The organism is Streptomyces sp. NPDC004788, from assembly GCF_053601115.1.
On sequence record NZ_JBSGBF010000116.1, the window covers coordinates 1 to 22,410 of the forward strand.

Below are 22,410 nucleotides of genomic sequence, written 5' to 3' on the forward strand. Positions count from 1 at the left end.
CCCGGCGCGACATCGAGCGAGATGTCGTCGAGGACGAGCTGGCCCCCGGCGGGGCCGCCGAAGGACTTCGAGACGTGCGCGATGCGCGCGGCGTGCGTCACCGCCGTAAGGGTCTCGTCCTCGTTCTCGGCCTTGGCCTTGGCGAGCGTGGTGGTCGTGGCCATGGGCGTCACCTTCCTGGGAGTGCGGGCTGCTACGGGCTCGGGACTACTTCACGCCGAGACCGGCGTCGGAGACCTCGGGCTTGCCCGCGGCCTTGAGCACCTTGTTGAGCAGCGTGAGGTCGTAGATGCCCGCCAGCTCGGGCTTCTTCAGCAGGCCGGCGTCCACCGCGTGGTCCGCCTGCGCCTGGAGCGTGGCGGCGAGCGGGTCGTCGGTGATGGTGATGGACGGCCAGGCGGCGTCGATCACCTTGGCCGAGAGCGGCTTGCCGGTCTCCTTCTTCAGCGCCGCGTTCACCGACTCCTTGGCCTTGTCCGGGTTGGCGGTGATCCACGCGTTGGTCTTCACCGTGCCGCGCAGCACGGCTTCGACGACGTCCGGGTGCTCCTTCAGGAACGCCTGCCGCACGATGATGTTCGTGATGACGAACTTCTTGTCCGGCCACAGGTCGGACTCGTCGAGCAGCACCTTCGCGCCCTCGGCGACCAGCTTCGAGGCGGTCGGCTCCGGAACCCAGGCGCCGTCGATGTCACCGGACTTGTAGGCGTCCGGCGTCACCTTGTTGTCCGTGCGGAGCACCGAGACGTCGCCCTTGCCGGACTGTGAGTCGACCTTCCAGCCCTTCTCCGCGACCCAGTGCAGGAACGCGACGTCCTGCGTGTTGCCGAGCTGCGGGGTGGCGATCCGCTTGCCCTTGACGTCGTCCAGCGTCTTGATCTTCGCGGGGTCGACCACGAGCTTCACACCGCCCGAGGCGGAACCGGAGACGATCCTCAGGTTCTGGCCCTTGGACTTGGTGTAGCCGTTGATGGAGGGCGAGGGGCCGATGAAGCCGATGTCGATCGAGCCGGCGTTGAGCGCCTCGATCTCGGACGGTCCGGCGTTGAAGGTCGAGGGCTTGATCGTGGTGCCGCCGAGCTCCTTCTGGATCAGGCCCTCCTGGACGCCCACGAGGGCGGTGGCGTGGGTGAGGTTGGGGAAGTACCCGATCCGCACCTCGCCGGCGGAGAGCGTCTTGCCATCGGCCGCGACCTTGGGCTGCTCGTCGTCGGCTGCCTGGGAGCCGTAGCCGCAGGCGGTGAGCAGGAAGGGAAGGGTCGCCACGGCGGCGATGGTGCGCAGAGAGGTGAGCGGTCTTGCGGCAGACACGGAGGTGTCCTTTCGGGCAATGGGTTTCGGCAAGGTGCGGAGCTACGTGACGAGATGCCCCCCCCGGCAACCACGCGCGGCGTTCGTCGCGGGCGTGGGTGTTCTGCGGGTCGGGGGGTGTGGGACAGGTCGGCTGAACGGCCTCAGAAGGGCCGACAGGAGGCGCTGGACATGAGGCCGAGGTCGACGTGCCGGCGGGCAGTGAGAAGGGGGAGCGAGTCGCCTGCCTGCTTCTGCTTCAGCGTGCGCACGGTTGCCACCTTCCGGATTCCCCAGTTTTCCCACCTGGCTGATAGGCATAGTGGCAGAGGCCGGTTTCGGCCCCAAGAGGCATTTCGTATAATGGACGATCTCGTCTTGACCTACGAGACGTCGCAGGTCAGAGGCGGGACCGGAAGCGGTCCAGGCCGGCGGCGTCCCTCAGCTCCAGGACTCGGGTCGTGATGTGAGGGGCCGCCCTCGCCGTGACGGTCACCGCGGTGTCCACGGGGCGGTGCCCATTCGGCACGTAGCCCGTGTCGGGCGGCGTCAGGGTGAGGCGCCGTCGTCGGCGCCGCTACCGGCGGGCAAGAGACTGACCGAACGGTGGACGGCTTCGTTTCAGGGATTGGTCCAGGCAGCCGGGTCCTGGGCCAGGGAGTGCACGGCGTCCGGGAGTTCGCCGGAGGCGATGTCCGCCAGCGAGACGCCTTCCAGGATCTGGCGGACGTTCGCGCGCAGGGCGACCCACAGCGGCAGCAGCGCCTCTGCGGGGCCGGTGTACGCGAGCTCCGGCGGGCGCACGCCGCGCACGGAGACGAGGGGGCCCTCGACCGCCCGGACCACATCGGCGACGGAGATGTCCGCGGGGGCCTTGGCCAGTCGGTAGCCGCCGCCGGCGCCGCGCTGGCTGACCACCAGCCCGCCGCGGCGCATGTCGTTGAGGATGCCTTCGAGGAACTTGTGCGGGATCTCCTGCGCCTCGGCCATGGCCTCCGCCTTCAGGGGGCCGCCTTCGGGGGTGCCGGCGAGGAGGAGGGCGGCCCGTACCGCGTAGTCCGCCTTGGCTGAGATCCGCATGAGGGGATTATCCCGCACGGCCCACCGCTGATCACCGCGGGTGGGCCGGTGCGGGACCTGCCGGGATCGGTCGCGGTGGGGCGGCGACGGCCGCACCGTCGACCGGGCGCCCCACCGCCCGGGCAAGGGGCCCCGGCCCGGAATCGCGGGCCGGGGCCGTCGGCCGGCGTGTGCGGGGCCGGTCAGGCCGCCACGGGCGTGTAGTGGGCGGCATCGTCGCCTTCGACGACGTAGCTGTGCGCGCCGTCGACCCCGACGGGGGCGTCCCCGGCGACCGTGACGCGGTGCAGCAGCCGCGGCTGGTCGCCGTAGTCGTCCGGGGCATAGTGCTGGGTGATCCGGTTGTCGAACAGCACCAGGTCCCCGGCGTTCCAGGAGATCCGCACCAGGTTCTCGGGCCGGGTGACGTACGACTGGAGGAGCCCCAGCAGGGCCCGCGACTCCGCTGGGCCGAACCCGACCAGGCTCTGCGCGAACCCCCCGATGAACAGCCCGCGTTCACCGCTCTCGGGGTGGACGCGCACCACCGGGTGGGCGGTGCGGTAGCGACGTGAGACGAACCGCCGCCGGTGTTCGGCGGCCTTCTCGTTCTTCGGTTCGGCGTAGTCGTACGCGTTGGTGTGCACCGCCCACAGCCGGTCGGCGAGCTCACGCAGCGGCTCCGGCAGGTCCTGGTACGCGGCGGCCGCGTTGGCGATCAGGGTGTTGCCGCCGTACGGCGGGACGACGAGGGCGCGCAGCGTGGACGCCTTGGGCGGCGTACGGACGAAGGTGACGTCCGTGTGCCAGTGGTTGGCGCGGATGCCCTCGTCGCCGTCCACCGGCAGGATCTGCGGTCGTCCGTCGACGGCCGGCACGGTGGGGTGGGCACTCGTCAGCTCGCCGAAGAGGGAGGCGAAGCGGAGCTGCCCGTCGTCGTCGAGGTGCTGGTCGCGGAAGACGAGGGCCTTGTGCTCCAGCAGCGCGCCGCCCAGCGCCGCGACGGTCTCCGGGGTGAGCTCGCTCGCCAGGTCCAGGCCGTGGATCTCGGCGCCGATACGGCCGCCGATCCGGCGGATCCCGAAGCCGGCAGGTCCGGCCGGTCCGTTCGCTCCGTTCGGTCCGGTCGACGAGGTGGGCGCGGTGGGCGCGCCTGATGTGGTGGATGCGTTGGTCATGCCAGGTCGTCCTCTCGGAAGGTTCTGATCAGGGCGGGGAGGGTCGGTGACGAGTCGAGCGGGTCTCCGGTCAGGCCGTCGGCCTCGGCAGCCCGTAGTGCTCGCGCAGGGTGCGGCCGGTGTACTCCGTACGGAACAGGCCACGAGCCTGGAGGATCGGGACCACCTGGTCGACGAAGTGGTCGAGCCCGCCCGGCAGGTACGGCGGCATGATGTTGAAGCCGTCGGCCGCGCCCTGGGTGAACCACTCCTGGAGTTGGTCGGCGATCTGCTCGGCGGTGCCGGCGACGACCCGGTGGCCGCGTCCGCCGCCGAGCCGGGCGATCAGCTCGCGCAGCGTGAGCCCGTCCCGCCGGGCGAGTTCGGCGACGAGCGTGAAGCGGCTCTTGTTGCCGTTGATGTCGTGCTCGGCCGGCAGCTCGGGCAGCGGGCCGTTCAGCGGGTGACCGGTCAGGTCGGTGCCGAGCATCCCGGAGAGCTGCGCCAGGCCGTACTCGGGCACCTGGAGGTCGGTGAGTTCCTGCTCCAGGGCCCGGGCGTCCGCCTCCGTCGAGCCGATGACCGGGCAGATGCCGGGCAGGATCTTCACCTCGTTCTCCGCGCGCCCCTGGCGGACCACTCTGCTCTTGAGGTCCTTGTAGAACGCCTGGGCGTCGGACAGGGTCTGCTGCGCGGTGAACACCGCCTCCGCGTACCGCGCCGCGAACTCCTTGCCGTCCTCCGACGAGCCCGCCTGCACCAGCAGCGGACGCCCCTGCGGCGAGCGGGGCACGTTCAGGGGGCCGCGCACCCGGAAGTGCGTCCCCCGGTGGTCGATGGGCCGGACCTTGTCGGTGTCCGCGTAGACGCCGCTCGCGCGGTCGAGGACGATGGCGTCGTCGGCCCAGCTGTCCCACAGCTTGACGGCGACGTCGACGAACTCCCGGGCCCGCTCGTAGCGCAGGCCGTGCTCCAGGTGTTCGTCCCGACCGAAGTTGCGGGCCTCGTCGACGCTTCCGGAGGTCACGATGTTCCAGCCCGCCCGGCCGCCGCTGAGGTGGTCGAGGGAGGCGAACGCGCGGGCCGTGGTGAACGGTTCGTTGTAGGTGGTGGAGACCGTGGCGACGAGTCCGATGTGGCGCGTGACGGTGGCCAGCGCCGACAGGAGGGTCAGCGGCTCGAAGCCGCCCAGTGCGTTGTACCGGGCGTTGCCCCACAGGGCGAGCCCGTCGGCGAGGAACACGGAGTCGAGCAGCCCGCGCTCGGCTGTCCTGGCCAGTTCCTGGAAGTACGTCGGATCGGTGACGCGCTCCGGCGTGGTCCGGGGATGCCGCCAGGCGGCGTCGTGGTGGCCGGCGTTCATCAGGAAGGCGTTCAGGTGCAGCTGACGGCGGGGCGGTGATGCGGTCATGGCGATGTCCTGGGTGGATGAGCGGGGACGGGGACGGGGACGGGGATGGGGACGGAACGGGGCGGCGGCGGGGCGTGGTTCAGCCGTTCGCGGGGACCCGCCAGGAGCTGAGCCGCCGCTCCAGAGCGACGAGGAGCTGGTTGAAGACCACGCCGACCGCCGAGATCGTGATGATCCCGGCGTACATCTGCGGGATGGCGAAGTTGTACTGCGAGGCATTGACCAGATAGCCGAGCCCCGCCTTGGCGCCGATCATCTCGGCGGCGACCAGGACCAGGATGGACACGGCCCCGGCGAGCCGGACCCCCGTGAACACCGCCGGCACCGACGCCGGGAGGATCACCTTCTGGAACAGCCGCACGGCGGGCAGGTCGAGCGACCGGGCCAGCCGGAGCAGGGTCGGGTCCACGGTCTGTACGGCGCTGATGGTGCTCAGCAGGACCGGCCAGACGCAGGCGTACACGACGATCGAGATCTTGGACGTCTCACCGATGCCGAGCAGCAGCACGAACACGGGCAGCAGGGCGAGGGCGGCGGTGTTCCGGAAGACTTCGAGCAGCGGCCCGAGCAGATCCGCCACCGGCCGGTACCAGCCGATCAGCAGACCGAAGGGCACGGCGAACGCCACCGCGATCCCGAAACCGCTGAGCGAGCGGGTGAGGCTGGCCCGCAGGTGGTCGGCGAGCTGCCCGTCGGCGGCGAGTTCCCACCACGCCCGGGCGACCTCGCTGAACGGGGGAAGGAACGTACGGTCGACGATGCCGAGCCGGGGTGCGGCCTCCCACAGCAGGAGCAGGGCCACGACGGCCGCAGACCTGGTGCCGGCCCTGACGAGCCCGTACGCCAGCCGACGCCCTGCCTTCCGGAACCGCCCGGGACGTCGTGCCGGGGCAGGGGCGGCGGTCTTCGGGGATTCCTCGGGACGCGGGGCGAGGCCGGTGCCGGCCTCGGTGGTGACGGTACTCATACGCTGGCTCCTGCCCTCTCCTCCTGCTGCGCCCTCGACACCTCGTCGCGGAGCAGGGACCAGATGTGGTGCCGGTGCCGCGCGAACTCGGGGCTGGAGCGCGGGTCGTCGCCGGCCGCCGGGACGGGCAGGTCGATCGGCACGACCTCCTTGATCCGACCGGGCCGGGAGGTCATCACGGCCACCCGCTGCCCCAGGTGGATGGCCTCGTCGATGCCGTGCGTGATGAAGACGACCGTCTTGCCGGTGGTCTGCCAGATGCGCCGCAGTTCGTCCTGGAGCGACTCCCGTGTCTGGGCGTCCAGCGCCCCGAACGGTTCGTCCATCAGCAGCACGTCCGGGTCGTACGCCAGGCTGCGCGCGATGGCGACCCGCTGCCGCATCCCGCCCGACAGCTCGTGCGGATGCCGCCCCTCGAAGCCGCCGAGTCCCACCAGGTGCAGGAACTCCCGTGCCCGCGCGGCCCGTTGGCGCCGCGGGACGCCGATGGCCTCAAGCCCGAACTCGACGTTTCCCTGGGCGGTGCGCCACGGCAGCAGCGCGTACTGCTGGAACACGATGCCCCGGTCGACGCCCGGACCGGTCACGGGGGAGCCGTCCAGCAGGATGCGGCCCGACGTGGGCCGGGACAGGCCACCGAGGAGGTCGAGGAGGGACGACTTGCCGCAGCCGCTGGGCCCCACCACGACGAGGAACTCACCGGCGCCGACGGTCAGGTCGACACCGTCGAGCGCCGTGACGGCTGAGCGCGTGCCGTCCTTGCCCTTGACGGGGAACTCCTTGCGCACCCGGTCGAAGACGATCTTCGCTGTGTGCGTGGTGGTCACGGGGTCACCTCCCGTTGCGGTTGAAGTCGTTGGTGTAGAGCGATTCGAGGTGGACCCGGCCGCGGTCGACGTCCCCGCGCCGGGCCAGCCAGTCGATCCAGAGCTGGAGCTCCTTGTCCGTGATGCGCCCGCCGGGCTCTGCCACGCCGTACGACCTCCAGTAGCGCAGGGCGCCGGCATCCTCGTTCCTCTTCCGCTTGCCGACGATCTCCGTCATCCGGGCGACGACCTCGTGGCGCGGGGTGGCGCGCGACCAGTCGAGCGCCCGGCCGACGCCGGTGACGAAGGCCCGTACCGTGTCGGGGTTCTGCTTGATGAAGCGTTCGGTCATGACGTACGTCCCGGCGCTGAAGGAGCCCAGGAGCTGGTAGTCGGTGAACAGCGGCCGCAGCCCTCCGTCGGCGAGGGCCTTGTCGCGCAGGACCCCGGCGAGCACGGCGACGTCGATCTGCTTCTGCCGCAGGGACTGTTCGGTGTTCACGGGAGGTACGACGAGGGGTTCCACCTTGTCGGCGTCCGCGGAGGACAGGCCGCCCCGCTGGAGGTAGATGTCGAGCATCGCCTCGGAGTGCGCGCCGAGGGTGTTCATGCCGACCTTCTTGCCGACGAGGTCGCGGGCGGAGCGAATGGGGCTGTCGGCGAGGACGTAGTAGCCGCTGTAGGAGTCCTTGTCGGAGCCGTAGTAGCTGATGACGGCCTTGATCGGTGCGCCGCTCGCGGCCAGCTTGACCACCGCGCCGTTGAACGCGCCGCCGAAGTCGGTCTGACCGGTGGCCGCCGACTGGATGTCCTGCGGGCCGCTGATGGTGTTGCCGACCCATTCCAGCTTCACGTCCCCCAAATAGCCGAGGTCCTCGGCGAGTTCGGCGGGGGTGACCTGGCCGGTCCAGCCCTGGTAGCGGAGTGTCCTGGTGCCGCCCTTGGCGGAGCCGCCGCTGCCCGCGGCCGTGCCGCAGCCGACCGCGACGGCCGAGAGGCCGAGCAGGGCGAGGAACTGGCGTCGGTTCGTCGGGGACAACGTGCTCATCGGAACGTCCTGTTCAGAGGTGACGAGGGGCGGTGGCGAACGCGCACGAACCCGTCCTCGGCGCGGCGGAATGCGACGGATTCGCGGCAGGGATGACGGCCGCCGAATTCCGGGAAATGTCAGAGACAGCGGAAAGGGCGGCGAAAGGCGGGGGCGACGGGGAACGACGGGGGCAGCGGCCTGTGACGTGCCGCCGGCGGTCGTCTAACAGGCGCAGCAGAACGCACGGAGAGCGCTGGCGTGCGGCCGGAGATCGAGGTGCAGCCGCGTGCTGGAGTTCGCTGACTGGCTCACGCCGAAGAGGCTGGCAGCGGAAATCGGCCACGTCAATGCGAGAAACGGTCCCGTCTCATATTCCGAATTCTCGACATACGCTCGAAGCGTGCCGTTCATATCCGCCTCGCGCGCGGTGGCGCTCGACAGGGAACCGCGCCCGCGCAGGCGTCCACCGCACCGGGGCCGGGAGCGGCCCGACGCCGGTCCGGTATCCGGGCCGTGGTTGACGAGCAGCACGATGTCATGCTCAATTGGGCGCATGAACGCCGAGCAGCGCCTGGTCACGCGCGACCACATCGACTTCGGTCGGGTGTGGTCCGCGGCGTGTTGCGCCTGACGCGGCAGCGGGCCGTCTGACCGGCCCTTCGCTTCCTCGGTGACCCCGCCGCGGACCGAGTTCCCGCACGCGTGGCACCGTCCTGCGCGGCGCTCGCTCGGCACACGCCGAATCCGCCTGCGGGCGGCCTGCGAGAGACCTGACGCGCGCGCTGCCGCCGCCCCTCCCTTCGCCCAAGGCACCTGAACCTGCCCTGCCCCGGCGCCTCCACACCCGCACACCCCGCATTCCCCGCCCCGCAAGCGCCGTCGCACCGGCCGCGCCGAGGGCTGCCCCGCTCCGCCGTGCCCGGCCCGTGCCACCGCACCCCGGCACGGCACAAAGGACTTGAGGAAAGGCCATCTCCCATGCCCGTGGAGTTCCTCGGCATTGCCGCCACCAACGACGGTTCCGAAACCACCCCGCGCTCCGGCGCCGCCTTCGACAAGGAGTACACACTCCGGCTCGCCCGGGCGCACGAGGACCACGGCTGGGACCGGGTGCTGTTCGCCTACCACTCCGGAGCGCCCGACCCCGCCCCGGCCGCCGCCTACATCGCGAGCCGACTGGACAACCTCCAGATCCTGCTCGCCCACCGGCCCAACGTCTCGTACCCCACCTTCGCCGCCAAGACCTTCGCCACCCTTGACCAGATCAGCGAGGGCCGGCTGACGGTGCACTTCATCACCGGCGGCAGCGACCACGAGCAGGGCCGCGAAGGCGACACGCTCACCAAGGACGAGCGCTACGCCCGCACCCGCGAGTACATCCGGATCGTCAAGAAGATCTGGACCACCCACGAGCCCTTCGACCACGAGGGCGAGCACTACCGCTTCCACGACTTCGTCAGCGACGTCTTCCCAGTCCAGCAGCCCCGCCCCGGCGTGTCGTTCGGCGGATCGTCCCCCGCCGCGTACGCCGCCGGCGGGGCCGAGGCCGACATCTATTGCCTGTGGGGCGAACCCCTGGCTCGGACCGCCGAGCAGATCGAGGCCGTGAAGGCCGCCGCGCAGGCGGCGGGCCGCACCGAGGCGCCCCGCATCCAGGTGGCGTTCCGGCCGATCATCGCCCCGACCGAGGAACTGGCCTGGGAGAAGGCCCACCGCACCCTCGGTGCCATCCGGGAGCAGGACGCGGCAAGGCTCAAGCGGCGCCACCGCACCGGCGCCCCGGAGAACGTCGGCTCGCAGCGGCTGCTCGGAATCGCCGAGGCGGGGGAGCGCTACGACCGCGCCCTGTGGACCCCGACCGCGGCGGCCACCGGAGGGGCGGGCAACTCCAACGCCCTGGTCGGCACCCCGGAGACCGTCGCCCAGGCGCTGCTCGACTACTACGACCTCGGCGTCGACATCCTCTCCGCCCGCGGCTACGACCTCCTGGACGACGCCGTCGACTTCGGCCGGTACGTGATCCCGATCGTCCGCGAGGAGGTCGCCAAGCGCGACGCCGAGCGGGCGGCGCGCGGCACCCTCGCGGCGGTGAGGTGATGTCACGCACGCCGGAACTGACGGTGATTCAAGTGCCCGTCTCCGACCCGCGAGTGCGGCCCCTGCTGAGAGAACTCGGCGACGAGTACTCCCGGCGCTACGGCAAGGACGCACACGCCGAGTTGTCCCGCTACCCCGACGAGGAGTTCACCGCCCCGCACGGCGGCGTCCTGCTCCTGCTCCTCGAACAGGGCGAGCCGATCGCGGGCGGCGCCTTCCGCCGCTACGACGCGACCGCAGCCGAACTGAAACGGATCTGGACGCACTCCGCCCACCGGCGGCGGGGCCTCGCCCGTCGCGTCGTCGCCGAACTGGAGCACCAGGCGATTGCCCGTGGCTACCGGCGGATCTACCTGACCACCGGCCCGCGCCAGCCCGAGGCCCGCGGCCTGTACCTGGCCACCGGCTACGCCCCGCTCTTCGACGTGGAGGCGGACCCGGAGACCATCGGCGCGCTGCCCTTCGAAAAACACCTGCCGGCACCCGCGACACCCCGAGGAAGGGGCCCGACGCGGTGACCGCTGAGGACCCGTCAGCTCGGCTTGACCCGGAGCGGAGTCTGACAGGTCCGCCTCGTACGTCGTCGAGCGCCACGCGCGCCCCTCCTGCGCGCCGCATGTACTTCCATGCGCCGCCCTGCGGCGGCCTCGCATCTCTCTGCCGGCCGCCGCGCCCCCTTGCTGCACCCCTCGGCCCCCCATAGCGTCACGCACCGTAATCGTCACCATCTGTATGGGAACCAGGGGAGATCGATGAAGAAGGCTGTGTGGCGCCCGGCGGCGCTCGCGGCGGTGCTGGCCGTTCTACCGCTCGCGGCGGTGTCCGCCGAGGCCAGGACGCCCGAGCCGCTGTCCGCCGACGTCGTGGCGGCGATGACGCCGGAGCGCCAGGGAGAGGTGCTGGAGCCGCTGCGGGTGCTGGCCGACGCCGTGGCCCGGGTGGGCCGGAGCACCCAGGCGGATGTGTACACGCAGGTCGAGATGGCCGCGGACTACCGGTCCGTCAACGTCTACCTCACCGACCCGGACCGGCGGGCGGTCTTCCTGGCCGCGGTGCGCAGAGTCAATCCGAAGGCCGACACGGACCTGCTGAACGTACGTCGCGGGGCGAAGTCCAGGCAGCAGCTCAGAAAGGAGATGAAGGCCCTCCTTGACCGCCGCGACCTGCCGTTCAAGATCGAGAGGGCGCACAGCACGGTCGACGGCAGCGCGATCGAACTCGGGGTGGACGACACGAAATCCGCACAGGAGTACCTCGCCCGCCCCGACGTCGCAAGGCAGCGCGCGGAGACGGGGGCGACGCCCGTCCGGGTCCGCCACTCGCCCGCGATGCTGCCGCTCGCCAGCCGGTGGGACGACAGCTCGCCGTTCTATGCCGGGGCCGCGCTCGGGCCCGTGAGCCCCAGCGGACGAGCAGCGTGCACCAGCGGCATCCCGGCCATCAGCACCGTGGACCAGCGCCATTGGCTTGTCACCTCCAGCCACTGCTTCAACGTCGACGACGTCGTCACCACGGCCGGCGGCACGTACATCGGCCGGGTCAGGGCCGCGCTGGCCGACATCGACTCGGCGTTCATCGACGCGCCGACGAGCCGCTACACCTGGGACGGCACCGATGCCCAGGGGTACACCCGCCGCCTCAACGGCACGCGCAACGTCGCGGTGGGCGACTTCGTCTGCCAGCTCGGCTACGGCTCCAAGGTCGTCTGCGACATCCGCACCGAGCAGGCCGGCGACGCCAGCTGGGTCATCGACGGCATCACGGTCTTCGGCAGCATCGGCGTCCCGAACGACGGCGGATGGGTCGCGCAGCAGGGCGACAGCGGCGGCCCCGTGATCACCATCAACGACCCGGACTCCCGGCAGTTGAACGGGATGGTCGCCGTCGGGTTCGGCTGCTCGAACGCCGAAGGGTATCCGATCTGCAGCAGGGCCGTGGGCTGGATCGACGTGTCCGACATCTTCGACCGGTTCGCCCTCACCCTCACCCCCTGACCGCCGGGCACGCGCGGCCGATGCCGGTCGGCGAGGGTCGCCGTGTCCCGGGGCTGGGTGAGCTGCGAACGGTCCTCCTCCCCAACACCGTGATATTCAGGTACGACTGACGGAAAATCACGAACGGGGCGAGCGATGCTTCGCAAGACGCGCGGTGCGATTACGGGACTCACACTGGTGCTGGCGCTGGCCGGCTGCTCGGGCGGAAGCGGCGGCGAGGGCGGGAGCGGAAAGGACGGGGGCGGAAAGGACGGGGGCGGCGGCGTGGCCGACGCGCCGTTCAACCCGTCCCAGGTGGCCCAGGCCATCCCCAGCAAGCTCGCCGCCCCGAAGGGGTGGCTCGCCCAGGAGCCGCGCGTCCTCGACGGAAGCACCGCCCAGCAGCAGTGCCAGACGCAGGGCCAGTGGAGCTGTGCCGGGCTGACAGCTCAGGCGACGACCCGGCACTCCGACGAGAACACCAACGGCGACAAGGACGTGAACGTGCAGTTCACCCTCCTCGCCTATGACTCCGTCGACAACGCCAAGGCGGCCATGAAGGCGGCGGTCGCAGAGAACCACAAGGACGAGAAGACCAAGCCGAAGCCGCTGACCATCGACACGGCCGCCGATGAGACCGACGCCTTCGCGGAGGAGGACCAGGGGGAGACGTACCAGACCGCGGAGCTGCGCGTCGGCTCCGTGGTGGCCGTGATGTTCGGCCGGAACCTGCCCAAGGACCACGAGCTGCCGTCCTTCGTGAAGATGCAGGTCGACCGCATCACCACCTCCGCCACGGGCAAGAACCCGGACGCGTAGGCGCGGCGCGGCTGAGAGGACGGCGCCGGAGCCGTCGTTCCCGACCCGCCTCCTTGCCGTAGCGCCGGCGGCCATTTGAGGTCAGGTACGGAGAGTAAAAAGGAAGGAAGGCGACAATTCGCCAGAAGCGTGTGGAGGAGGAGCGAGGTCATGGCAGGTAATGGCGTATCCGACCGCGGCCGCTGGGTGACCGCGCTCGAGGAGCTCACCGAGGCGCAGGGCGGACATCTCGTGAGCATCGAAGTGCTCGACATGGCGATCGGGCACCAGTACGAAGCCGAGCGGCTGCCCTTCTCGTACCTCACGTACGACCCGAAGGACGACGTGGTGATCGTCGCCGTCGGCGGTGACTCGCCGCGTTCCCCCGTCGTGCTGCGACACATCGTGCGGCATCCGAGAGAGATCGATGTCTCGACGGTGGACGTCCCCGAACCGGCCGTCCGCGTCGTGGATCAGGACGGTGTCGCCACCCTGATCACCTTCTTCCCGGGTTCGGCCGGTACGGAGTCCTGAGAGGTGTGCTGCGGGTGCCCGCCGGCCCGGTCGGCGTGACCCCGCGGGGGTATCCCGAAGGCACATGGCATCGCGCACGGCGGGGGCCGCCCCCGCCGTCCCCGCTACTCGGCTGCCTGGGCCGCAGCGGCCGGCCGATTGGCCTTTCTGCATCCCCGTGGGGTAGAAAGCTCCGTCGGTCAATCATGATCACGTCACGAGCTCTCACATTCGGGGGAATGGAAGAATGACTTCAACTCGCCGTGTTCTGGGTGCGATTGCGCTCCTCGCCGCCCTGAGCGGCGTCGCCGCCTGCGGCCCGGAGGAGTCCAACGCCGAAGGCGTCACCGGAGGTTCCGGCAGCAGCGCCGCGCCGTCGAGCGCGCCGTCGGCCGGTGCGTCCAAGGCGCCGGGCTCCGGAGAGGCCGGAAGCGGCGGCCAGGCCGACGACGTCGACGGCGACGGAAAGGGCGGGGACTGCGGCAAGCCGCCGACGCTGCCCGCCGGGCACCTGAAGGTGAAGGTCGAGCTGATGCGCGACTCCGGCGGCTTCGAGGCCGCGGAGGCCAAGCCGCACTGCACGCCGAACGACTGGATCTACGGCGCCGACAAGGGGGACCCGACCAAGCACTACGTCCTTCCCGGGAACGTCAAGGCGTATCTGGCCCTGGCCGCCGGTCCCGGCCAGTGGAAGCAGGTCGACCACGAGCAGCTGTCGCTGCACGTCGACCGGTGCCTCGCGGAGGAGATCGGGGCTCCCACCGAGGACTACCCGAAGGTGGAGGCGCCCTACGGCTGCTTCGGCAACATCTACGAGATCACGCTGAACGCCAAGGGCGACGTGGAGACGATGAAGGAGATCTGGAGCGTCTGACGACGTCCGTCGGGCCGGCCGGGTTCAGGCTCGGACCGCAGGCAGGGAGGCAGGCCTGTTGGCCGTCAGGCCGTAGGTTCTCAGACCCGCAGGCCGTAAGCCCGTAGGCCCTCAGGCCCGTAGCCGTAGGCCCTCGGGCCCCAGGCGTGGCGCAGCGGCGCGGGTGCGTAGGACCGCTTCCGCGGGGCATACGCGTGTGTGGGTGTGCACACCCGAGAGAGCCGTCGCCCGGCCTTTCCCCCCATCCGGGCGGCGGCGCCAGCGTGTCCGGACCCGTTTCGGGTCCGGACCCGCAGGTCGGCCGGGCTCTCGGCCGCCTCGGTCATACGGAGGCGGGGAACCGCTCCCAGACGCGGTGCTCGCCGAGGAGCTCGGCGAGCCGGGACCACAGGTCCCCCGGGTCGTCGGCGACGAGGACTCCCGGCGCCTCGGCCGGGATGCGGGCGGCGGCCAGGGCGGGAGACGCCCTGCGGGTGAGGCCGAGGGCCTTGCCGTGCCGGTACGCCTCGTCGAGCAGGCGCGTCACGCGCGGGTCGACGAGGAACCGGCTGTCGTCGAACAGGTGGCCGGCCTTGGCGTCGCGTGCGCCCGTCGCGTCGAGACCGGGCGGCGGGCAGGCGGTCACGAGCAGCGCGTCGAACTCCGTCGAGCGGGCCGTGGCGAAGGTCCGGTCGACCGGAATCCCGTCGGCCGGGTCGCCGAGCGTGCCGCCCGCGGCGGTCGTCACGAGGCCGACGCAGCCGGCGTCCCGTACGGCGTCGAGGAGCGCGCGCACGTCGGTGAGGTCCCCGTCGGCATCGGCCACGATTCCGACGGTCCGGCCGTCCAGCGGCCAGCTGCTGCCCAGCTGGGACAGGGCGGGGCTGGGCGACACGTCGGCGAAGGGCACCGTCGCCGCCGGGACCGGCAGGCCGAGCCCGGCGGCGACGCCCTCGCAGAGCACCGGGTCGATGTTGGCGAGGACCGCCAAGGCCCTTTCCCTGACGCCCTGTTCACGGCACTTGCCCAGCTCGAAGGCGTACGCGGCGATGATGTGCTCGCGCTCGGTCGGCGTCATGCTCAGCCAGAACAGCCGGGGCTGCCCGAAGTGGTCGGCGAAGGACGCCGGTGCCTCGCGCTGCTTGCGGGAGGCGGGCAGCTCGACCGGGCTCTCGATGAAGGCGCCGGTGTCCGCGCCCGCGAGGAACGGGCAGCCGCCGTCGAGGGAGTTGGGCCGGTAGGGCGCGACGCCCGTGTGCACGGCCGTCTGGTGCATGCCGTCGCGGAGCATGTCGTTGACGGGGGCGTGCGGGCGGTTCACCGGAAGTTGGGCGAAGTTGGGGCCGCCGAGCCGGCTGATCTGCGTGTCGAGGTACGAGAAGAGGCGCCCGGCGAGCAGCGGGTCGTCCGTGATGTCGATGCCGGGCACGAGATGACCGGGGTGGAAGGCGACCTGTTCCGTCTCGGCGAAGAAGTTCTTCGGATTGGCGTCGAGGGTGAGCAGTCCGACCGGCTCGACCGGCGCCCACTCCTCGGGCACGATCTTCGTCGGGTCGAGCAGGTCGATGCCCCGGAACGTCTGCTCGGGCGTGTCGGGGAAGACCTGGACGCCCAGTTCCCACTGCGGGAACGCCCCGGCCGCGATGGCGTCGTGGAGATCGCGCCGGTGGAAATCGGGATCCATGCCGCCGATGATCTGCGCCTCCTCCCACACGAGGGAGTGCACGCCGAGCCGCGGCTTCCAGTGGAACTTCACCAGGGTCGTCCCGCCGTCCCCGGCCACCAGTCGGAAGGTGTGGACGCCGAAGCCCTCCATCATCCGGAAGGACCGGGGGATGCCCCGGTCGGACATGTTCCACAGGGTGTGGTGCGTGGCCTCGGTGTGCAGGGTGACGAAGTCCCAGAAGGTGTCGTGCGCACTCTGCGCCTGCGGGATCTCCCGGTCCGGCTCCGGCTTGGCCGCGTGCACGACGTCGGGGAACTTCACCGCGTCCTGGATGAAGAAGACGGGGATGTTGTTGCCGACCAGGTCGAAGGTCCCCTCGTCGGTGTAGAACTTGGTCGCGAAGCCGCGGGTGTCCCGTACGGTGTCGGCGGAGCCGCGGGAGCCGAGCACGGTGGAGAACCGCACGAAGACCGGGGTCTCCACGTCCTCGGCGAGGAAGGCGGCCCGGGTGATCCGGCTCGCCGTCCCGTAGCTGCGGAACGTCCCGTGGGCGGCGGCCCCGCGCGCGTGCACCACCCGCTCCGGGATGCGCTCGTGGTCGAAGTGGGTGATCTTCTCGCGCAGTTGATGGTCCTGGAGCAGCGTCGGACCGCGGGGGCCGGCCTTGAGCGAGTGGTCGCTCTCGTACTGCCGGGTGCCCTGCGCGCTGGTCAGATAGGCGCCGCTCTGGGCCGACCGGGCCGGGCCCTCGCCCGTGGCCTGTCCGGTGGGCCCTACGGTCTCGGGGCCGCTCTGGTCGGGCGGGGGCGGCGGCGGACCGTGCGGCTCGGTGAGCTCCTGCCGGGTCCGCTCCGCCCGCTCCTCCGCCCGCTCGTCGGGCTGCTGAGCCTGCTGTTCGGGCTGCTGTTCCGCGTGTTGTTCCGCCTGCTGTTCGGCCCGCTCGCGCGGGTCCGGGGTGGCGGTCATGGGGTCTCCCTTCCGGTGCCGCGGTCCGGACGGCGGCCGCCCGGTCAGTCCTCGCCGCGGAAGATGTTCCGTTCCTGCTCGGAGTCGTCCCGTTCGTCCGGGGAGCGCTGTTCCCGGGTGGCGACGGCGGGCCGACAGGTGGACAGCGTGGTGTCGTGCCAGCTGATGTCGTCGTTGCTGTGGGTGTCGGTCCCCGTGTCGGTCCGCGTGTCCATCGCGGCCATCTCCTCGAGTCGAGCCCGGCCGTGCGACCCGGGCGTCATCGTGCTGCTGTTACCCCGGAATCGCTTCGCTGAGTCATGTTTACAAGCTTTCCTCCCGTTTTCCGCCGCTTCGAGAAGTGGGGCGTGCATACGAGGAGTAGCGTTGCTCGGTGCGGGTAACAGCACGACCGTCTGAACGGGCTGCACGCCACGCCCCCCACTCTTCCCCCTTCTCCCCGTCCTCGCATGGAGGAGATGCCCCATGGACATGTCCCCCGCGCCCCGCTGGGAACACGCCGTCGTGACCGGTGGATCCGGTTTCGTGGGATCCCACCTCTGCGCCTCGCTGCTCGCCGACGGAACGGACGTGACCTGCGTCGACGACTTCAGCACCGGCCGGCGCGCCAATGTCTCCGGACTGCTCGGCCGCCCCGGCTTCCGGTTGCGGGAGGCCGACGTCCGTGAGCCGTTCACGGTGGACCGACCCCCTGACCTGGTGCTGCACCTCGCCTCACCGGCCTCCCCCGCCGACTATCTGCGCCTGCCCCTGCACACGCTGGAGGCGGGCAGTCTCGGCACCCGCAACGCCCTCGCCCTGGCCCACGCCCATGGCGCGCGCTTCGTGCTCGCCTCCACCTCCGAGGTCTACGGCGATCCCGAGGAGCACCCGCAGAGCGAGCGGTACTGGGGCCGGGTGAACCCGGTCGGCCCGCGTAGCGTCTACGACGAGGCGAAACGTTTCAGCGAGGCGCTCACCATGGCCACCGCGCGCGCCCGCGGGACGGACACGGCGATCGTGCGGCTCTTCAACACGTACGGACCGCGCATGCGCGGCTACGACGGACGGGCCGTGCCCACCTTCGTCCGGCAGGCACTCGCCGGCGAACCCCTGACCGTGACCGGCGACGGGCAGCAGACCCGCTCCCTCTGCTACGTCTCCGACACCGTGCGTGGCATCCTCGCGGCCGCCGCCCACGGCATGCGGGGCCCCGTCAACATCGGCAACCCGTCCGAGATCACCATGCTGGAACTCGCCCGCTGGATCGCGCGGCTCACCGGTTCGGCCTCCACCATCCGCTTCGTCGAACGGCCCGTCGACGACCCCGCCGTACGCTGCCCGGACATCACCCTGGCCCGCGACAAGCTGCAATGGCGCCCGCTCGTCGACGCCGAACAGGGCCTGCGCCGGACGATCGACTGGTTCCGGTCGGAGGAGCAGCGGACCGAGCCGTCGGATCCGTCGCGGCCGCCCGGCTGAGCCGGGCGCGACCGCCTCCGCCGACCCCCACCGGAAGGCCCCACCGGAAGGCACCCTCATGCGCGTTCTCGGCATCAACGCCCTCTTCCACGACCCCTCGGCGGCCCTCGTCGTCGACGGCGCCACCGTCGCCGCCGCGGAGGAGGAACGCTTCTCGCGGCGCAAGCACGGCAAACGGCCCGTGCCCTTCTCGGCCTGGGAGCTGCCCGAGCAGTCCGCGCGCTGGTGTCTGGAGCGCGCCGGCCTGCGCCCCTCCGACCTCGACCTCGTCACCTACTCGTACGACCCGCAACTGGCCTGCCCCGCCGCCTCCCTGGGCCTCGACGATCCCTGGGACAGCCTGCGCCAGGCGTACGCCCGGCACGCCCCCGGCTTCCTCACGACCGCGCTCAACGGGCTCGACCCGGCCGCCGTACGGTTCGTCGGCCACCACATGGCACACGCCGCCTCCGCGGCGTTCGCCGCCGAGGGAGCCGAGAACTCCTCGGTCCTCGTGCTCGACGGACGCGGCGAACGCGCCTCGCACCTCGCGGCCCGCCGTCTCGGTGACCGCCTCGAACTGCTGCGCTCCCAACTGCTGCCCGAGTCGCTCGGCCTGGTCTACGAGGAGCTGACCGAACACCTCGGATTCCTGCGCTCCTCCGACGAGTTCAAGGTGATGGCGCTCGCCTCGCACGGCTCCCCGCGGATGGCCGACGAGCTCCGGCGGTACGTGTACCCCACCGGCGACGGAGGGTTCCGCGCGCACGGGGTGCCCTGGGCCGAGCTGTGCCCGCCGCGCGCCGCCGACGCACCCTGGACCGCCGCCCACGCGGACCTGGCGGCCAGCGCCCAGCGCGTCCTGGAGGAGACCCTGCTCGACCTGGTGCGCTGGTTGCACGGCATCACGCACGACGAGCTGCTCACCATGGCCGGCGGCGTCGCCCTCAACTGCGTCGCCAACTCCCGCATCGCGGCCGAGGGTCCGTTCGCGCGCGTATGGGTGCAGCCCGCCGCCGGAGACGCCGGAACGGCGCTCGGCGGGGCGCTCCTCGCGACGGCCGAGACCGGCGAGCCGCCCGTGCCGATGCCCGGCGCCGCGCTCGGCCGCGAGTGGTCGGACGCGGAGCTCGCCGGACTCCTCAAGACGGCCGCAGTCCCGTTCGAGCGGCCCGCCGACATCGCGGCGAGCGTCGCCGAGACCCTGGCCGGGAACGGCGTCGTCGCCTGGTTCCAGGGCCGTTCCGAGTACGGGCCACGGGCCCTCGGGCACCGCTCGCTGCTCGCGCACCCGGGGCACGCGGGCAACCTGGAGCGGCTCAACGACATCAAGGGGCGCGAGCAGTTCCGGCCGGTCGCGCCGATGGTGCTGACGGAGCGCTCCGCCGAGATCTTCGACGGCCCGCTGCCCAGCCCGTACATGCTGTTCGTGCACGACGTCGCACCGGAGTGGCGCGAACGCATCCCGGCCGTCGTGCACGTCGACGGCACGGCCCGGATCCAGACCGTCGACCGGCGGCACGAACCGCTGGTGGCGCGGATGCTGGAGGAGTTCGAGCGGCGCACCGGGCTGCCCGTCGTGGTGAACACCAGCCTCAACACGGCCGGCCGGCCCATGGTCGACGATCCGCGCGACGCGCTGGAGTGCTTCGGCTCGACTCCGGTGGACCTACTGGCGATCGGGCCCTTCGCGGTGCGCAGGAGCGAGATGTTCCGCGGTGACGCGACCGGCGTGAACGGATGGCGCGGCGGGGAGCCCGAGCCCGGCGGGCCCGGCGACGGTGACCGAGAAGGCGTCGCCGGTGGCCGCGGGAACGTCGGCGGCGGAGGGTGCGTCCGATGAACGAGCGGCCCACGCCCCCGCGTTACGCGGTCGTCGTCCCCACCGTCGGACGCGCGAGCCTGCAGCACTGCCTGACCGCCCTCGCCCGGGCGACGCGGGACGCGCCGCCCTCCCGGGTGGTCCTCGTGCACGACCGGCCCGGCGCCGGGGGCGGCGTGCCCGAACTGCCGGTGCCCGAGGCGCTGCGCGACATCACCACCGTCGTCCCGGGCCGGGCCCGCGGACCCGCCGCCGCGCGGAACACCGGCGCCCGCCTGGCCGGTGACGTGCCGTGGATCGTCTTCCTCGACGACGACGTCGTGCCGTCGCGGCACTGGGGCACGGAGCTCGCCCGGGACCTCGCGGACCGGCCGGAGACGACCGGCGCCGTGGCGGCCCGGATCGACGTCCCGCTGCCCGCCGACCGGCGCCCCACCGACGCCGAGCGGAACACCGCCGCGCTGGCCACGGCCCGCTGGATCACCGCCGACATGGCCGTACGGCGCTGCGCCCTGGAGGCCGTCGGCGGCTTCGAGGAACGCTTCCGCCGCGCCTTCCGCGAGGACGCCGACCTGGCCCTGCGGCTCCTCGACGCCGGCTGGACCCTGGCCCAGGGCAGCCGCCGCACCACCCACCCGCCCCGGCAGGGCGACCGCTGGCTCCCGGTCCGGCAGCAGGCCGGCAACGGCGACGACGTGCTGATGCGCCGTCTGCACGGCCCGGACTGGCGCGCCCGCGCCGCAGCCCCGCAGGGCCGCCTGCCGCGCCACCGCGCCATCACGGCCGCCGGCCTCGCCGCCGCCGGCTGCGCCCTGTGGGCCGCCGGCACGGCAGAGCTGACCCTGGCCCGGGTGCTCCCCGGCCCGCGCACCCGCACGGAGGTGCTCGACATGATCCTCACGAGCGTCGCGATCCCGCCGGCCGCCACCTGGCACTGGCTCCGCGGGCTCGCCGCCCACCGCGCCGAGCGCCCCCAGGGCCGCGGCACGGCACCCGAGGCCGCGGCACCGCCCCTGACACGGCCCTCGCCCCCGGCCCCCTCGTTCCCCGGCCTCTCGACCCCGGACAGCACGTCGCCGACCGCCGCTCCACCGGCGCCCGGCACGGCGCGGGGGACGGAGTCATGAGCGCCGACCGGGCCGTGCGGCCCTGGCTGTTCGCCGGGCGGCCGGGTGCCGTCGCCACGCCGGTGGGGCGGGGCGGGCACGCGGACGGGCCCGATGCCGTGCTGTTCGACCGGGACGGCACCCTGGTCGTCGACGTCCCCTACAACGGGGACCCGGGCCTGGTGCTGCCCCGGCCGGGGGCCGCGGAGGCACTGTCCCGGCTGCGCGCGCTCGGGATCGCCGTGGGCGTGGTCAGCAACCAGTCCGGGGTCGCCCGTGGCCTCCTGACGCGCGGCCAGCTGTACGCCGTACAGCATCGCGTGGACCTGCTGCTCGGCCCGTTCGGCGTGTGGGCCGTGTGCCCGCACGGACCCGACGACGGCTGCGGGTGCCGCAAGCCCGCTCCGGGGCTCGTCCTGGCTGCCTGCGACCGACTCGGCGCCCGGCCGTCCCGTACGGTCGTCATCGGCGACATCGGCAGCGACATGGACGCCGCCCGCGCCGCCGGCGCCCACGGCGTGCTCGTCCCGACCCCCGCCACCCTCCCCGCCGAGATCGCCGCGGCCCCCCGCACCGCCCCCGACCTCCTCACGGCCGTCCGCATCGCGCTCACGACGCGGTTCCCCGGCCGCCCGGGTCGCCCGGCGGGCGATTCGCCGGGCCGTCGGGGGGCGCTGCGGTACGCGGGAGGCGCGCCGTGACCGCGGGGCCGCGCACGCTGGTCGTGCGCCTCGACAGCGCGGGCGACGTGCTGCTCGCCGGGCCGGCCGTACAGGCCGTCGCGGCCGGGTCCTCGCGGACGGCGATGCTGTGCGGGCCGCAGGGCGCGGCGGCCGCGCGGCTGCTGCCGGGCGTGGACGAGGTGCTGGAGTACGAGGCGCCGTGGGTCGGGTTCGACGCGCCGGAGGTCTCGGCAGCCGACTGCGGCCGGCTCGTCGAGACGCTGGCCGCCCGCCGCTTCGACCGGGCGCTCGTCCTCGTCTCGTACCACCAGAGTCCGCTGCCGGTCGCGTTGCTGCTGCGGCTGGCGGGGGTGCGCTGGATCGGCGCCGACAGCGAGGACTACCCGGGCACGCTGCTCGACCTCAGGCACCGGCGCGCCGCCGGACGGCACGAGGCGGAGGCGGCGCTCGACCTGGCCGAGGCGGCCGGCTGGGCCCTGCCCCCCGACGACGACGGCCGGCTGCGGATCGTCCGGCCGGCGGACCCGCCCGCGCCCGGCCCCCGTTCGTACGCCGGACAGCCCGGGTCGTACGCCGGACAGCCCGGGTCGTACGCCCGACACCCTGGGTCGTACGCCGGACAGCCCCGTTCGTACGCCGGACAGCCCGGGTCGTACGCCGGACAGCCCGCCATCGCCGACCTGATCGGCCCCGGACCGTACGTCGTGCTGCACCCCGGCGCGGCCGTGCCCGCGCGGGCGTGGAGCCCCGCCCGGGCCGCCCGGGCGGTGGCC

At 72.4% G+C, this 22,410-nt stretch carries 21 protein-coding genes and 1 pseudogene; 11 read left to right on the forward strand and 11 right to left on the reverse strand.

All coding sequences use genetic code 11. The features are described 5' to 3' along the window. From ACWEJX_RS33105 to ACWEJX_RS33145, 9 genes and pseudogenes are all read right to left on the reverse strand, one after another. Positions 1 to 164 (reverse strand): annotated as a pseudogene (locus ACWEJX_RS33105) (ABC transporter ATP-binding protein); the annotation flags it as partial. A 43-nt stretch (positions 165 to 207) separates the two neighbouring features. Beyond that, a complete protein-coding gene (locus ACWEJX_RS33110; protein ID WP_451611112.1) occupies positions 208 to 1,311 on the reverse strand; it encodes an aliphatic sulfonate ABC transporter substrate-binding protein in 1,104 nt (367 codons plus the stop codon). A 600-nt stretch (positions 1,312 to 1,911) separates the two neighbouring features. Next, on the reverse strand, positions 1,912 to 2,370 hold the full coding sequence (locus ACWEJX_RS33115) for an RrF2 family transcriptional regulator (protein WP_451611113.1): 459 nt from the start codon (positions 2,368 to 2,370) through the stop codon (positions 1,912 to 1,914). 182 nt (positions 2,371 to 2,552) lie between these two features. Further along, positions 2,553 to 3,527, reverse strand: a complete 975-nt coding sequence (locus ACWEJX_RS33120) for a TauD/TfdA dioxygenase family protein (protein ID WP_451611114.1) — start codon at positions 3,525 to 3,527, stop codon at positions 2,553 to 2,555. 70 nt (positions 3,528 to 3,597) lie between these two features. Further along, on the reverse strand, positions 3,598 to 4,917 hold the full coding sequence (locus tag ACWEJX_RS33125) for an LLM class flavin-dependent oxidoreductase (RefSeq protein WP_451611115.1): 1,320 nt from the start codon (positions 4,915 to 4,917) through the stop codon (positions 3,598 to 3,600). A gap of 79 nt (positions 4,918 to 4,996) precedes the next feature. Beyond that, positions 4,997 to 5,884, reverse strand: coding sequence for an ABC transporter permease (locus tag ACWEJX_RS33130; protein WP_451611116.1), 888 nt, complete (start codon positions 5,882 to 5,884; stop codon positions 4,997 to 4,999). Next, on the reverse strand, positions 5,881 to 6,711 hold the full coding sequence (locus ACWEJX_RS33135; protein WP_451611117.1) for an ABC transporter ATP-binding protein: 831 nt from the start codon (positions 6,709 to 6,711) through the stop codon (positions 5,881 to 5,883). Before ACWEJX_RS33135 ends, ACWEJX_RS33130 begins: the two co-directional genes overlap by 4 nt. Positions 6,712 to 6,715: 4 nt before the next feature. Then, positions 6,716 to 7,738, reverse strand: coding sequence for an ABC transporter substrate-binding protein (locus tag ACWEJX_RS33140; RefSeq protein WP_451611118.1), 1,023 nt, complete (start codon positions 7,736 to 7,738; stop codon positions 6,716 to 6,718). Positions 7,739 to 7,942: 204 nt separating this feature from the next. Continuing rightward, positions 7,943 to 8,251: a hypothetical protein gene (locus tag ACWEJX_RS33145; RefSeq protein WP_451611119.1), complete on the reverse strand. Its 309-nt coding sequence runs from the start codon at positions 8,249 to 8,251 to the stop codon at positions 7,943 to 7,945. A 447-nt stretch (positions 8,252 to 8,698) separates the two neighbouring features. On the opposite strand from ACWEJX_RS33145, the gene ACWEJX_RS33150 reads away from it, so the two are divergent. From ACWEJX_RS33150 to ACWEJX_RS33175, 6 genes are all read left to right on the forward strand, one after another. Then, positions 8,699 to 9,817 carry an LLM class flavin-dependent oxidoreductase gene (locus ACWEJX_RS33150; RefSeq protein ID WP_451611120.1) on the forward strand — a complete coding sequence of 373 codons (1,119 nt, stop codon included), beginning with the start codon at positions 8,699 to 8,701 and terminating at the stop codon, positions 9,815 to 9,817. Next, a complete protein-coding gene (locus ACWEJX_RS33155; protein WP_451611121.1) occupies positions 9,817 to 10,335 on the forward strand; it encodes a GNAT family N-acetyltransferase in 519 nt (172 codons plus the stop codon). Before ACWEJX_RS33150 ends, ACWEJX_RS33155 begins: the two co-directional genes overlap by 1 nt. Positions 10,336 to 10,569: 234 nt before the next feature. Next, entirely contained in the window at positions 10,570 to 11,811 is a 1,242-nt protein-coding gene (locus tag ACWEJX_RS33160) for a hypothetical protein (RefSeq protein WP_451611122.1), read from the forward strand. 135 nt (positions 11,812 to 11,946) lie between these two features. Continuing rightward, entirely contained in the window at positions 11,947 to 12,609 is a 663-nt protein-coding gene (locus tag ACWEJX_RS33165) for a hypothetical protein (protein WP_451611123.1), read from the forward strand. Positions 12,610 to 12,759: 150 nt separating this feature from the next. After that, the gene (locus ACWEJX_RS33170; protein ID WP_451611124.1) at positions 12,760 to 13,122 is read left to right on the forward strand and encodes a DUF5335 family protein; all 363 of its coding nucleotides are present in this window, start codon (positions 12,760 to 12,762) and stop codon (positions 13,120 to 13,122) included. Positions 13,123 to 13,348: 226 nt separating this feature from the next. After that, the gene (locus ACWEJX_RS33175) at positions 13,349 to 13,975 is read left to right on the forward strand and encodes a hypothetical protein (protein WP_451611125.1); all 627 of its coding nucleotides are present in this window, start codon (positions 13,349 to 13,351) and stop codon (positions 13,973 to 13,975) included. Between the two features lie 322 nt (positions 13,976 to 14,297). Here the strand turns inward: ACWEJX_RS33175 and ACWEJX_RS33180 are convergent, their stop codons facing one another. Both ACWEJX_RS33180 and ACWEJX_RS33185 read right to left on the reverse strand, forming a co-directional pair. Beyond that, complete coding sequence (locus ACWEJX_RS33180) at positions 14,298 to 16,586, reverse strand: catalase (RefSeq protein WP_451611126.1); 2,289 nt, start codon at positions 16,584 to 16,586, stop codon at positions 14,298 to 14,300. A gap of 44 nt (positions 16,587 to 16,630) precedes the next feature. After that, entirely contained in the window at positions 16,631 to 16,801 is a 171-nt protein-coding gene (locus ACWEJX_RS33185) for a hypothetical protein (RefSeq protein WP_451611127.1), read from the reverse strand. Between the two features lie 250 nt (positions 16,802 to 17,051). Here ACWEJX_RS33185 and ACWEJX_RS33190 point away from each other — a divergent pair, with 250 nt between their 5' ends. The 5 genes from ACWEJX_RS33190 to ACWEJX_RS33210 all read left to right on the forward strand — a co-directional run. Further along, the gene (locus tag ACWEJX_RS33190; protein ID WP_451611128.1) at positions 17,052 to 18,047 is read left to right on the forward strand and encodes an NAD-dependent epimerase/dehydratase family protein; all 996 of its coding nucleotides are present in this window, start codon (positions 17,052 to 17,054) and stop codon (positions 18,045 to 18,047) included. A 58-nt stretch (positions 18,048 to 18,105) separates the two neighbouring features. Further along, positions 18,106 to 19,869 (forward strand): carbamoyltransferase family protein, encoded by a 1,764-nt coding sequence (locus tag ACWEJX_RS33195; RefSeq protein WP_451611129.1) that lies wholly within the window; start codon positions 18,106 to 18,108, stop codon positions 19,867 to 19,869. After that, positions 19,866 to 20,975: a glycosyltransferase gene (locus tag ACWEJX_RS33200; RefSeq protein ID WP_451611130.1), complete on the forward strand. Its 1,110-nt coding sequence runs from the start codon at positions 19,866 to 19,868 to the stop codon at positions 20,973 to 20,975. Before ACWEJX_RS33195 ends, ACWEJX_RS33200 begins: the two co-directional genes overlap by 4 nt. Next, positions 20,972 to 21,655 carry a D-glycero-alpha-D-manno-heptose-1,7-bisphosphate 7-phosphatase gene (locus ACWEJX_RS33205; protein ID WP_451611131.1) on the forward strand — a complete coding sequence of 228 codons (684 nt, stop codon included), beginning with the start codon at positions 20,972 to 20,974 and terminating at the stop codon, positions 21,653 to 21,655. The genes ACWEJX_RS33200 and ACWEJX_RS33205 overlap by 4 nt, the downstream gene beginning before the upstream one ends. After that, a partial coding sequence (locus tag ACWEJX_RS33210; protein ID WP_451611132.1) for a glycosyltransferase family 9 protein occupies positions 21,652 to 22,410 on the forward strand: 759 nt, incomplete at its 3' end. The genes ACWEJX_RS33205 and ACWEJX_RS33210, both read left to right, overlap by 4 nt.

Bases quoted from the DNA above. Each gene is read 5' to 3' on its own strand.
- ACWEJX_RS33205 (WP_451611131.1), top strand. From the start codon at position 20,972: ATGAGCGCCGACCGGGCCGTGCGGCCCTGGCTGTTCGCCGGGCGGCCG.
- ACWEJX_RS33185 (WP_451611127.1), bottom strand. From the start codon at position 16,801: ATGGACACGCGGACCGACACGGGGACCGACACCCACAGCAACGACGAC.
- ACWEJX_RS33175 (WP_451611125.1), top strand. From the start codon at position 13,349: ATGACTTCAACTCGCCGTGTTCTGGGTGCGATTGCGCTCCTCGCCGCC.
- ACWEJX_RS33170 (WP_451611124.1), top strand. From the start codon at position 12,760: ATGGCAGGTAATGGCGTATCCGACCGCGGCCGCTGGGTGACCGCGCTC.
- ACWEJX_RS33125 (WP_451611115.1), bottom strand. From the start codon at position 4,917: ATGACCGCATCACCGCCCCGCCGTCAGCTGCACCTGAACGCCTTCCTG.
- ACWEJX_RS33200 (WP_451611130.1), top strand. From the start codon at position 19,866: ATGAACGAGCGGCCCACGCCCCCGCGTTACGCGGTCGTCGTCCCCACC.
- ACWEJX_RS33190 (WP_451611128.1), top strand. From the start codon at position 17,052: ATGGACATGTCCCCCGCGCCCCGCTGGGAACACGCCGTCGTGACCGGT.
- ACWEJX_RS33180 (WP_451611126.1), bottom strand. From the start codon at position 16,586: ATGACCGCCACCCCGGACCCGCGCGAGCGGGCCGAACAGCAGGCGGAA.
- ACWEJX_RS33195 (WP_451611129.1), top strand. From the start codon at position 18,106: ATGCGCGTTCTCGGCATCAACGCCCTCTTCCACGACCCCTCGGCGGCC.
- ACWEJX_RS33155 (WP_451611121.1), top strand. From the start codon at position 9,817: ATGTCACGCACGCCGGAACTGACGGTGATTCAAGTGCCCGTCTCCGAC.
- ACWEJX_RS33160 (WP_451611122.1), top strand. From the start codon at position 10,570: ATGAAGAAGGCTGTGTGGCGCCCGGCGGCGCTCGCGGCGGTGCTGGCC.
- ACWEJX_RS33115 (WP_451611113.1), bottom strand. From the start codon at position 2,370: ATGCGGATCTCAGCCAAGGCGGACTACGCGGTACGGGCCGCCCTCCTC.
- ACWEJX_RS33140 (WP_451611118.1), bottom strand. From the start codon at position 7,738: ATGAGCACGTTGTCCCCGACGAACCGACGCCAGTTCCTCGCCCTGCTC.
- ACWEJX_RS33165 (WP_451611123.1), top strand. From the start codon at position 11,947: ATGCTTCGCAAGACGCGCGGTGCGATTACGGGACTCACACTGGTGCTG.
- ACWEJX_RS33150 (WP_451611120.1), top strand. From the start codon at position 8,699: ATGCCCGTGGAGTTCCTCGGCATTGCCGCCACCAACGACGGTTCCGAA.
- ACWEJX_RS33120 (WP_451611114.1), bottom strand. From the start codon at position 3,527: ATGACCAACGCATCCACCACATCAGGCGCGCCCACCGCGCCCACCTCG.
- ACWEJX_RS33130 (WP_451611116.1), bottom strand. From the start codon at position 5,884: ATGAGTACCGTCACCACCGAGGCCGGCACCGGCCTCGCCCCGCGTCCC.